Consider the following 10,906-nt stretch of genomic DNA (forward strand, 5'->3'; position numbering starts at 1 on the left):
TTAAGATTTTTGTTAATTACTATTAAGGGCTTAGTGGATAAAGTAATTTAAGTAAAACTAGTATTAAAAATTGAAATAGAGAGCAATCTTTTTGTAAAATGATGAGGATAGGAAAGCTGATTATATAAGTATGTGTGATATGATGTTTTTATAAGTTTTATACATACTACACAAATATAGATTAAATAAGATAAGTGGTGAGAATATGATTTTTGTATTGGATGTAGGGAACACAAATGCTGTACTAGGCGTGTTTGAAGAGGGGGAACTTCGTCAGCATTGGCGCATGGAAACAGATCGTCATAAGACAGAAGATGAATATGGAATGCTTGTAAAACAGTTACTTGATCATGAGGGTCTTTCGTTTGAAGATGTGAAAGGTATTATTGTGTCTTCAGTCGTACCACCAATTATGTTCGCTTTAGAACGTATGTGTGAAAAATATTTTAAAATTAAACCGCTTGTAGTAGGGCCTGGAATAAAAACGGGGCTAAATATTAAATATGAAAATCCACGTGAAGTAGGCGCAGATCGAATTGTAAATGCAGTAGCGGGAATCCAATTGTATGGAAGTCCACTTATTATTGTTGATTTTGGTACGGCTACTACATATTGTTATATTAATGAAGAAAAGCATTATATGGGTGGAGTTATTACGCCAGGAATTATGATTTCAGCAGAGGCTTTATATAGTAGGGCAGCAAAACTTCCTCGTATTGAAATTACAAAACCGAGCAGTGTTGTTGGGAAGAATACAGTAAGTGCGATGCAATCAGGTATTCTTTATGGTTATGTAGGACAAGTGGAAGGTATTGTTAAGCGTATGAAAGAAGAAGCTAAACAAGAACCGAAAGTTATTGCAACAGGTGGATTGGCGAAATTAATTTCAGAAGAATCGAATGTAATTGATATTGTAGATCCATTTTTAACGTTAAAAGGCTTGTATATGTTATATGAGCGTAATGCAAATTTACAGCATGAGAAAGGTGAATAAATAAGTATGAAAGATTATTTAGTAAAAGCGTTAGCGTTTGATGGAGAAGTACGTGCGTATAGTGTACGTACAACAAATACAGTAAGTGAGGCACAAAGACGTCATGATACATGGAGGACAGCTTCGGCGGCACTTGGTCGTTCTTTAACTGCAGGTACAATGATGGGTGCGATGTTAAAAGGTGATCAAAAGTTAACGATTAAGGTAGAAGGTAATGGTCCGATTGGCCCTATCTTAGTAGATGCTCATGCAAATGGGGATGTACGTGGCTACGTAACGAATCCACATGTTGATTTTGAAGGAACGGAACAGGGGAAATTACGTGTATATCAAGCGGTAGGTACAGAAGGGTTTGTAACAGTAATTAAAGATATTGGTATGCGTGAGCCGTTTATCGGTCAATCTCCAATCGTTTCGGGAGAACTAGGGGAAGATTTCACGTATTATTTCGCAGTTTCTGAGCAGACGCCTTCTTCTGTTGGTGTGGGTGTACTTGTAAATGGAGATGACAGCGTATTAGCGGCGGGTGGATTTATCCTTCAAATTATGCCGGGCGCACAGGAAGAAACAATTTCATTCATTGAAGATCGTTTGCAAAAAATCCCGCCTGTATCAACATTGATCGAACAAGGTCTTTCTCCAGAAGAGCTACTATATGCAGTCCTTGGAGAAGATAAAGTAAAAGTATTAGAAACAATGGATGTTCAATTTAATTGTACGTGCTCACGTGAACGTATTGAGAGTGTGTTAATTAGTTTAGGTAAAACAGAGTTAGAGCAAATTCGTGAAGAAGAAGAAGAAACAGAAGTTCATTGTCATTTCTGTAATGAACGATACAAGTTCTCTAAAGAAGATATTACAAATTTAATTGAGAATTTGTAATAAGGGGATTAACCCTCCGAATAGATTGACAAACAGGGAATTTTCTGACAAAATCTAAATATAGATAAAACCAATAAAAATACTCGGTGTTAGGAGTGACAGGAATGCGAGTGGCACAATCAGTTTCAGAATTAATCGGGAAAACGCCGATCGTTAAGTTGAACCGCATCGTAGAATCAGACAGCGCAGATATATACTTAAAACTAGAATTTATGAATCCAGGGAGTAGCGTTAAAGATCGTATTGCACTAGCTATGATTGAAGATGCTGAAAAAAAGGGATTGTTAAAAGAGGGCGATACAATCATTGAGCCAACAAGTGGTAACACAGGGATTGGTTTAGCGATGGTAGCGGCTGCTAAAGGATATAATGCAATTTTAGTAATGCCAGAAACAATGAGTATTGAGCGTCGTAATTTATTACGTGCTTACGGTGCTGAATTAGTATTGACTCCAGGTCCTGAAGGGATGGGTGGAGCAATTCGTAAAGCGACTGAATTAGCGAAAGAGCATGGCTACTTTATACCACAACAGTTCAAAAACCAATCAAATCCAGAAATTCACCGTTTAACAACAGGTCCAGAAATTATTGAACAAATGGGCGACCAATTAGATGCGTTTATTGCAGGTATTGGTACAGGTGGAACGATTACTGGTGCTGGTGAAGTGCTGAAGGAAGCGTATAAAGATATTAAAATTTATGCAGTAGAACCTGCAGATTCACCAGTATTATCTGGTGGGAAACCAGGTCCACATAAAATCCAAGGAATTGGGGCGGGATTTGTTCCGGAGACGTTGGATGTAGAAGTATATGATGAAATTATTCAAGTGAAAACAGAGCAAGCATTTGAATATGCGAGAAGAGTGGCTAAAGAGGAAGGTATTTTAGTTGGTATCTCTTCAGGCGCAGTTATTTATGCAGCAACAGAAGTTGCGAAAAAGTTAGGTAAAGGGAAAAAGGTACTTGTTATTATCCCGAGTAACGGTGAACGTTATTTAAGTACACCACTTTATCAATTTGAATCATAATTAAATGCGATTGAAAAAGCATCCTTGAAAAAGGATGCTTTTTCTTTTTGGATTGGAAATAGGAAAAGAGTGAATGACTAGAAAACTTCATGTAAAATAAGAGGTAGTATAATTAAATTATTTTCACTAGCCTTCGAGTATAATCAATCTCTATATAAATAACTTATGTAGTTGGAGCTGGTTCATCTAAGAGGGTGGGATAAAAGAAGACGGGGTGTTGATATGCAACGAAGAAAATCTTTAGCGCTTTCTATTCCATATCAGTTAGATTTCTTTAAGCAATATAAATTTCTTTCTCAGGATAAGCCGCAACATATTTTGCTGGAAAGTGGACGTGGCGGTCGTTATAACATAGTGGGTTTAAACCCGGTAGCGGTAATCCAAGGGAAGGGTGAAAAGTTACATATAAGTGAAAGCGGTAAGGAAACAATAAAAAGAGGGAATCCATTAGATTTAATGCAAGAATATATGGAGAAATGGAAAACAGACTACAATCCAGAGTACCCGCCTTTTCAAGGTGGTGCAATTGGCTACTTTAGTTATGATTGTATCCGTTATATCGAAAAACTCCCTTCTCTTGCAGAGGATGATCTGAATATACCCGATATATACTTTTTATTATTTGACGATGTGTTTGTCTATGATCAAAAAGAAAAGCTATTGTGGATTATTACACATTATGTAGATAAGCATGCAGAAGCAGAAGAACGTTTAAATGAATGGAAGGATCTTTGGGTGGCAGAAGTGCCTGAAGTGACTATGCCGTTTGAACGTCCTAAAAAGAAAAATGAAGCGGTTGCCTTTACAGAAACAGGCTTTATGAAGGCAGTTGAATGTATTCAAGAATATATTGGGGCGGGTGATGTGTTCCAAGTAAACTTGTCGACGAGACAAGAAAGAACTTTACAAACGCATCCACTAGAAATTTATACAAGTCTTCGTGAAATTAATCCATCTCCATATATGGGTTACCTGGAGCTTGGGGATTTTCAAATTGTTAGTGGATCGCCAGAGTTGTTAATTAAGAAACAAGGAACTGAAGTAAGTACAAGACCAATTGCTGGAACGAGATCTAGAGGCGCGGATGAGCAAGAGGATGAAGAATTAGCAAGAGAATTAATTGAGAACGAAAAAGAAAGAGCAGAGCATGTAATGCTTGTGGATTTAGAAAGAAATGATTTAGGGCGTGTTTGTAAATATGGCACTGTAGAAGTAGATGAATTTATGGTAATTGAGAAATACTCACATGTTATGCATATTGTTTCTAATGTGCGTGGTGAGGTGGAAGAAGATAAAGATGCTTTTGATTTAGTGAAGGCTGTATTCCCTGGTGGAACAATTACTGGTGCCCCGAAAATACGTACAATGGAAATTATTGAGGAATTAGAACCTGTTCGCCGAGGGATTTATACAGGTTCAATCGGTTGGATTGGTTATTCTGGAGATACAGAATTGAATATTGTAATTAGAACACTTCTTGCTAAAGATGGAAAAGCTCATGTACAAGCGGGGGCGGGAATTGTAATTGATTCAAATCCGGAAAATGAATATAAAGAGTCGTTAAAAAAGGCGATTGCTTTATGGCGTGCAAAAGAACGTAGCGAAGAAACGGTTAGGTGAGAGAAATGATATTAATGATTGATAATTATGATTCTTTTACATTTAATTTAGTGCAGTTTCTTGGAGAACTTGGACAAGAGCTCGTTGTTAAACGTAACGATGAAGTGACGATTTCAGATATCGAGAATATGAAACCAGATTTTCTAATGATTTCTCCAGGTCCATGTAGTCCTAATGAAGCGGGGATTAGTATGGAAGTTATTAAATACTTCGCGGGGAAGATTCCGATTTTTGGAGTTTGTTTAGGGCATCAATCTATTGCACAAGTGTTTGGTGGAGAGGTTGTTCGTGCAGAGCGATTAATGCATGGGAAAACTTCGCTTATGCATCATGATGGAAAGACGATTTTTTCGGATATTCCTAATCCGTTTACTGCGACGCGCTATCATTCCCTTATTGTTAAGAAAGAGACGTTACCAGATTGCTTAGAGGTAACATCTTGGACAGAGGAAGGGGAAATTATGGCACTTCGTCATAAGACATTGCCGATAGAGGGTGTGCAATTCCATCCGGAATCTATTATGACTTCTCATGGGAAAGAGTTATTGCAGAATTTCATTCGTAAATACAGTCCAAGTGCGACATTATGTTAATTTACGTAAATGGTCAGTATGTAGAAGCAAGTGAAGCGAGAATTTCTCCTTATGATCATGGTTATTTATATGGTCTTGGAGTTTTTGAAACGTTTCGTATTTATAATGGTCATCCTTTCTTATTGGATGATCATTATGACCGTTTAATAGAGGCGCTGGATACATTGCAAATTAAATGGACAATGACAAAAAATGATGTGATGCTTATTTTGAAAGATTTACTCGCTAAGAATGAATTGAAGCATGCATATGTACGTTTTAATGTATCGGCAGGTATAGATGAAATAGGATTACAAACGGAAATATACGAAGAGCCTTCGGTTATTGTTTTTATAAAACCTTTAACAGCTCCAGGAGATGTAGTAGAAAAAGAAGGTGTTATTTTAAAACAAGTGCGAAATACACCGGAAGGGACATTTCGCCTGAAGTCTCATCACTATTTAAATAATATTTTAGGTAAGCGTGAAATTGGAAATGTTGTGAGCAAGGAAGGTATTTTCCTTACTGAAGCAGGTTATGTTGCAGAGGGTATTGTTTCGAATCTATTTTTTGTGAAAGGTGATGTTTTATATACACCTTCGTTAGAGACAGGTATTTTAAATGGTATCACTCGTGCGTTTATTATAAAGAGTGCTGAAGAATTAAATATAGAAGTAAAGGAAGGTTTCTTTACAAAAGATGAGCTACTTTCAGCGGATGAAGTCTTCGTAACAAACTCCATTCAAGAAATTGTTCCGCTTTATCGTATAGAAGCGCAGGATTTCCCGGGTAAAGTAGGAGTGGTTACAAAAAGTTTAATGTACCTTTATGGAATGCAAAGAGAGAAATTATGGAGCAGAAATGAATTACGAAGAGGAGATGTGTAGTTTGAAGTGGGATTATGATTTACGCTGCGGCGAATATACATTGAATTTAAATGAAAAGACATTAATTATGGGGATTTTAAATGTAACACCAGATTCGTTTTCTGATGGTGGGAGTTACAACGAGGTAGATGCTGCGGTACGTCACGCAAAAGAAATGCAAGGTGAAGGTGCTCATATTATTGATATTGGTGGCGAATCTACTCGCCCAGGTTTTGCTAAAGTATCAGTAGAAGAAGAAATAAAGCGAGTCGTCCCGATGATTCAAGCAGTTTCAAAAGAAGTAAAATTACCTATATCTATCGATACATATAAAGCTGAAGTTGCAAAGCAAGCAATTGAGGCTGGTGCTCATATTATTAATGATATTTGGGGGGCGAAGGCGGAGCCGAAAATTGCTGAAGTCGCAGCCCATTATGATGTACCCATCATTTTAATGCATAACTGTGATAATATGAATTATCGTAATTTAATGGCGGATATGATTGCTGATTTGTATGACAGTATTAAAATTGCTAAAAATGCTGGTGTGCGAGATGAGAATATTATTTTAGATCCAGGTATCGGTTTTGCTAAAACACCGGAGCAGAACTTAGAGGCGATGCGTAATTTAGAACAGTTAAATGTGCTAGGTTATCCGGTTCTCTTAGGTACTTCGAGAAAGTCCTTTATTGGGCACGTATTAGATTTGCCAGTAGAGGAACGCCTTGAGGGAACGGGAGCTACTGTTTGTCTTGGTATTGAAAAGGGCTGTGAGTTTGTTCGTGTCCATGATGTGAAAGAAATGGCGCGTATGGCTAAAATGATGGATGCGATGATTGGTAAGGGGGTAAGGTAATTGGATAAAATTTATATCCATGATATGGAATTTTATGGTTATCATGGTGTGTTTCCAGAGGAGAATAGATTAGGTCAGAGATTTAAAGTTGACTTAACGGTGGAGTTGGATTTAAAGCGTGCAGGGGAAAGTGATGACTTAGAGCATTCGGTCAATTATGGAGAGCTTTTCGAATTATGTAGAAAAGTTGTTGAGGATAGAAAGTATAAGCTTGTGGAGAGTATCGCTGAAAATATTGCTGCAGATATATTAAAGCAATATAAAAGTATTTCACGGTGTACAATTAAGGTGATTAAACCAGATCCGCCGATACCGGGCCATTATCGCGCTGTAGCAGTAGAAATTACGAGAGAACGTCCATGAATAATATAGCGTACATTGCATTAGGGTCAAATATTGGAGAGCGTTATACGTATTTAACTGAAGCCATTCAGTTTTTAAATAAAAGTCCGTATATTCAAGTTGATGATGTTTCGTCAGTGTATGAAACTGATCCAGTTGGCTATACTGACCAAAGTTGTTTTTTAAATTTAGTTATAAAAATTTCTACCAATTTATCACCGCAAGAATTATTGAAAGTAACACAAAAAGTAGAAAATGACCTAGGAAGAAAAAGGGAAATTAGGTGGGGGCCGAGGACTATCGACCTTGACATTTTACTTTATAATCAAGAGAATATTGAAGCAGAGAATCTTATTGTTCCGCATCCGCGGATGTTCGAAAGAGCTTTTGTTATCGTTCCGTTGTTAGAGATTAATCAAGATATAAAACAAAACATTTCACGTTCACAAGTAGAAGAAATGAAAAGGCGAGAGGGAGTAACGGTATGGAAGCAGAAAAATGGGGAAGACGCATTCGTGCTTTTCGAAAGCTAAAAGGCTACACGCAAGAAGGTTTTGCTAAAGAATTAGGGGTATCAGTATCTGTTTTAGGTGAAGTTGAGAGAGGGAATCGATCGCCTTCTCAAGATTTTGTAGTAGAAGTTGCTAAGGCGTTAAATGTTTCGATAGATGAATTAATGCCAAAGTGACTGTGCAGGAAGGAGTAGGTTGATTGTTAAAGATTGCAAATATTGAGATGAAAAATCCGGTTGTATTAGCACCGATGGCGGGAGTGTGTAACTCTGCATTCCGTTTAACAGTTAAAGAATTTGGTGCAGGTTTAGTTTGTGCTGAAATGGTAAGTGATAAGGCAATATTACTGAATAACAAAAGAACATTAGATATGTTATATATTGATGAGAGAGAAAAACCATTAAGTTTACAAATTTTCGGTGGAGAGAAAGAAACGCTTGTAGATGCTGCGAAATACGTAGATAAATATACGACAGCAGACATTATTGATATTAATATGGGTTGCCCAGTACCGAAAATCGTTAAATGTGATGCGGGGGCAAGGTGGCTTCTAGATCCAAATAAGATATACGAAATGGTAGCAGCGGTTGTAGATGCTGTTGAAAAGCCGGTTACGGTTAAAATGCGTATCGGTTGGGATGAAGAACATATTTTCGCAATAGAGAATGCTAGAGCTGTTGAGCGTGCTGGCGGACAAGCTGTGGCGGTTCACGGACGTACGCGAGTGCAAATGTATGAAGGGAAAGCAGATTGGGATATCATTAAACAAGTAAAGCAAGCTGTGAATATCCCGGTTATCGGAAATGGTGATGTCGAAACACCGCAAGATGCGAAGCGTATGCTTGATGAGATTGGTGTAGATGGTGTTATGATTGGTCGTGCAGCTCTTGGGGATCCATGGATGATTTATCGTACGGTAAAGTATTTAGAGACAGGTGAATTAATGCCGGAACCAACAGTCCGTGAGAAAATTGATGTATGTATGTTGCATCTAGATCGTCTTATCGATTTAAAGAACGAAAATGTTGCTGTAAGAGAGATGAGAAAGCATGCGGCTTGGTATTTAAAAGGTGTTCGTGGTAATGCGAGTGTGCGTAATGGTATCAATACTTGCAACACGCGTGAAGACCTTGCGAATGTATTAGGTGCATTTGTAGAAGAAGTAGAGGCGAAACAACAAACGATTTACGTTGGTTAATAAGGAGGACGGAGAAGATTGACATTCTTCTACACACTTCCTATAATTACGTGAAAGAAAGAAGAACTGCCAGTTAGTTGCTGGCAGTTTTTCTAGTTGAGTAGAAAATGCTATACTGTATATATTGTAAAAATTAATAGAGCTGGAGTGATATCAATATCATGGATAACATGAACCACGAAGAATTAAACGACCAATTGCTTGTTCGTCGTGAAAAGCTACATAATTTACGTGAGCAAGGAATCGATCCGTTCGGTAAACGATTTGAACGCACAAATTCAACAACCGACTTAGTAAGTCTATATGGAGAATTCTCTAAAGAAGAATTAGAAGAGAAGGAAATCACGGTTTCTATCGCTGGTCGTATTATGACAAAACGCGGTAAAGGAAAAGCTGGATTCGCACACATTCAAGATTTACACGGACAAGTTCAAATTTACGTTCGTAAAGATACTGTTGGAGATGAAGAGTACGAGTTATTTACGACAGCAGATTTAGGTGACTTAGTAGGTATTGAAGGTAAAGTGTTCAAAACAAACGTTGGAGAACTTTCAGTAAAAGCAACAGGATTTACGCTTTTAACGAAATCTCTTCGTCCATTACCGGATAAATACCATGGATTAAAAGATGTTGAACAACGATACCGTCAACGTTACTTAGACTTAATTACAAGTATGGAAAGTCGTGAAACATTTGTTACTCGTAGTAAAATCATTCGTGAAATGAGAAGATATTTAGATGACAACGGTTATCTTGAAGTAGAAACGCCTATGATGCACGCGATTGCGGGTGGAGCATCTGCTCGTCCTTTCACTACGCATCATAATGCGTTAGATATGGAATTATATATGCGTATCGCAATTGAACTTCATTTAAAACGTCTTATTGTGGGCGGATTAGAAAAAGTTTATGAGATCGGCCGTGTATTCCGTAATGAGGGTGTATCAACTCGTCATAATCCTGAGTTTACGATGATTGAATTATATGAAGCGTACGCTGATTATAATGATATTATGAAACTAACAGAAAATATGGTTGCTCATATTGCGAAAAAAGTATTGGGTACAACAACGATCCAATATGGTGATTATGAAATTAATCTAGAACCAGAATGGACACGTCTTCATATGGTAGATGCAATTAAGCAACACTCTGGAGCGGATTTCTGGACTCCGATGAGTGTAGAAGAAGCGCGTGAGCTTGCAAAAGAACATAATGTAGAAATTAAGGATACAATGGAAGTTGGTCATATCATTAATGAGTTCTTCGAGCAAAAAGTAGAAGATAAATTAATTCAACCAACATTTATTTACGGTCATCCGGTAGAAATTTCGCCACTTGCGAAAAAGAATGACGAAGATCCACGATTCACAGATCGTTTCGAGTTATTTATCGTTGCACGTGAACATGCAAATGCATTCACTGAGTTAAACGATCCAATTGATCAAAAAGAACGTTTTGAAGCTCAATTAAAAGAGCGTGAGCAAGGTAATGACGAAGCTCACATGATGGATGATGATTATATCGAAGCTCTTGAGTACGGTATGCCTCCTACGGGTGGATTAGGAATCGGTATTGATCGTCTAGTTATGTTATTAACAAATGCACCATCTATTCGTGATGTATTATTATTCCCTGCTATGCGTCATAAACAAGACTAAGCTTTGGAGATTTCTCCAAAGCTTTTTTTATTTGAGTATGAGTTGCGTGGGTATAATAGATCTTGATGGTGCGAGAAATTATATTTATATAGAAGAAATGTGCTGTTTTTATACTTTTTTACTAAGTTAAAAATTTTATTAGAAAAACTATTGCATTTTAATAATTAAACTGGTATATTTATATCCGTTGCCACGAAAGGTAACAAGCAAAACAAACGAAAAACAACTTATTGAAAAAAAGTTGTTGACGAAAATATAACAAAATGTTATATTGATAAAGTCGCTTGTGAGCGACAACGTAGTTCTTTGAAAACTGAACGAAACAAACAACGTGAAACGTCAATTTTTATTTTTAGATGCTAGACAAACTAACTT

The 10,906-nt window shown here is 37.2% G+C and carries 12 protein-coding genes; all 12 read left to right on the forward strand.

The window, feature by feature from the left end:
* Positions 1-205 precede the first annotated feature (205 nt).
* The 12 genes from ACQRBL_RS00295 (at position 206) to lysS (ending at position 10,531) form a co-directional block, all read left to right on the forward strand.
* The gene (locus ACQRBL_RS00295; RefSeq protein WP_000578365.1) at positions 206-994 is read left to right on the forward strand and encodes a type III pantothenate kinase; all 789 of its coding nucleotides are present in this window, start codon (positions 206-208) and stop codon (positions 992-994) included.
* A gap of 6 nt (positions 995-1,000) precedes the next feature.
* On the forward strand, positions 1,001-1,876 hold the full coding sequence (hslO, locus tag ACQRBL_RS00300; RefSeq protein WP_000656367.1) for a redox-regulated molecular chaperone HslO: 876 nt from the start codon (positions 1,001-1,003) through the stop codon (positions 1,874-1,876).
* Between the two features lie 104 nt (positions 1,877-1,980).
* A complete protein-coding gene (gene cysK / locus ACQRBL_RS00305; RefSeq protein ID WP_001261712.1) occupies positions 1,981-2,904 on the forward strand; it encodes a cysteine synthase A in 924 nt (307 codons plus the stop codon).
* A 222-nt stretch (positions 2,905-3,126) separates the two neighbouring features.
* Positions 3,127-4,524 (forward strand): aminodeoxychorismate synthase component I, encoded by a 1,398-nt coding sequence (gene pabB / locus ACQRBL_RS00310; protein ID WP_016513294.1) that lies wholly within the window; start codon positions 3,127-3,129, stop codon positions 4,522-4,524.
* A 5-nt stretch (positions 4,525-4,529) separates the two neighbouring features.
* Complete coding sequence (gene pabA, locus ACQRBL_RS00315) at positions 4,530-5,117, forward strand: aminodeoxychorismate/anthranilate synthase component II (RefSeq protein WP_000602297.1); 588 nt, start codon at positions 4,530-4,532, stop codon at positions 5,115-5,117.
* The gene (gene pabC / locus ACQRBL_RS00320; RefSeq protein ID WP_016513295.1) at positions 5,111-5,983 is read left to right on the forward strand and encodes an aminodeoxychorismate lyase; all 873 of its coding nucleotides are present in this window, start codon (positions 5,111-5,113) and stop codon (positions 5,981-5,983) included. The genes pabA and pabC overlap by 7 nt, the downstream gene beginning before the upstream one ends.
* Positions 5,958-6,818: a dihydropteroate synthase gene (gene folP, locus ACQRBL_RS00325; protein WP_411996468.1), complete on the forward strand. Its 861-nt coding sequence runs from the start codon at positions 5,958-5,960 to the stop codon at positions 6,816-6,818. The genes pabC and folP overlap by 26 nt, the downstream gene beginning before the upstream one ends.
* Positions 6,819-7,181, forward strand: coding sequence for a dihydroneopterin aldolase (gene folB / locus ACQRBL_RS00330; RefSeq protein WP_000358070.1), 363 nt, complete (start codon positions 6,819-6,821; stop codon positions 7,179-7,181).
* Entirely contained in the window at positions 7,178-7,693 is a 516-nt protein-coding gene (gene folK, locus ACQRBL_RS00335) for a 2-amino-4-hydroxy-6-hydroxymethyldihydropteridine diphosphokinase (RefSeq protein ID WP_001059456.1), read from the forward strand. The genes folB and folK overlap by 4 nt, the downstream gene beginning before the upstream one ends.
* Positions 7,645-7,848, forward strand: a complete 204-nt coding sequence (locus ACQRBL_RS00340; protein ID WP_000387030.1) for a helix-turn-helix domain-containing protein — start codon at positions 7,645-7,647, stop codon at positions 7,846-7,848. The genes folK and ACQRBL_RS00340 overlap by 49 nt, the downstream gene beginning before the upstream one ends.
* 23 nt (positions 7,849-7,871) lie before the next feature.
* Positions 7,872-8,870 carry a tRNA dihydrouridine synthase DusB gene (gene dusB, locus ACQRBL_RS00345; protein ID WP_000912249.1) on the forward strand — a complete coding sequence of 333 codons (999 nt, stop codon included), beginning with the start codon at positions 7,872-7,874 and terminating at the stop codon, positions 8,868-8,870.
* Between the two features lie 161 nt (positions 8,871-9,031).
* Positions 9,032-10,531, forward strand: a complete 1,500-nt coding sequence (gene lysS, locus ACQRBL_RS00350) for a lysine--tRNA ligase (RefSeq protein WP_000369686.1) — start codon at positions 9,032-9,034, stop codon at positions 10,529-10,531.
* The last annotated feature ends 375 nt before the right edge of the window (positions 10,532-10,906 follow it).

Origin of the sequence: Bacillus sp. AF62 (assembly GCF_050312695.1) — a bacterium.
Classification (GTDB): Bacteria; Bacillota; Bacilli; order Bacillales; family Bacillaceae_G; genus Bacillus_A; species Bacillus_A cereus.

What these genes read in the sequence shown, in the direction of transcription:
- ACQRBL_RS00295 (WP_000578365.1), top strand. Translation starts at nt 206, where the DNA reads ATGATTTTTGTATTGGATGTAGGGAACACAAATGCTGTACTAGGCGTG.
- hslO (WP_000656367.1), top strand. Translation starts at nt 1,001, where the DNA reads ATGAAAGATTATTTAGTAAAAGCGTTAGCGTTTGATGGAGAAGTACGT.
- cysK (WP_001261712.1), top strand. Translation starts at nt 1,981, where the DNA reads ATGCGAGTGGCACAATCAGTTTCAGAATTAATCGGGAAAACGCCGATC.
- pabB (WP_016513294.1), top strand. Translation starts at nt 3,127, where the DNA reads ATGCAACGAAGAAAATCTTTAGCGCTTTCTATTCCATATCAGTTAGAT.
- pabA (WP_000602297.1), top strand. Translation starts at nt 4,530, where the DNA reads ATGATATTAATGATTGATAATTATGATTCTTTTACATTTAATTTAGTG.
- pabC (WP_016513295.1), top strand. Translation starts at nt 5,111, where the DNA reads ATGTTAATTTACGTAAATGGTCAGTATGTAGAAGCAAGTGAAGCGAGA.
- folP (WP_411996468.1), top strand. Translation starts at nt 5,958, where the DNA reads ATGAATTACGAAGAGGAGATGTGTAGTTTGAAGTGGGATTATGATTTA.
- folK (WP_001059456.1), top strand. Translation starts at nt 7,178, where the DNA reads ATGAATAATATAGCGTACATTGCATTAGGGTCAAATATTGGAGAGCGT.
- ACQRBL_RS00340 (WP_000387030.1), top strand. Translation starts at nt 7,645, where the DNA reads ATGGAAGCAGAAAAATGGGGAAGACGCATTCGTGCTTTTCGAAAGCTA.
- lysS (WP_000369686.1), top strand. Translation starts at nt 9,032, where the DNA reads ATGGATAACATGAACCACGAAGAATTAAACGACCAATTGCTTGTTCGT.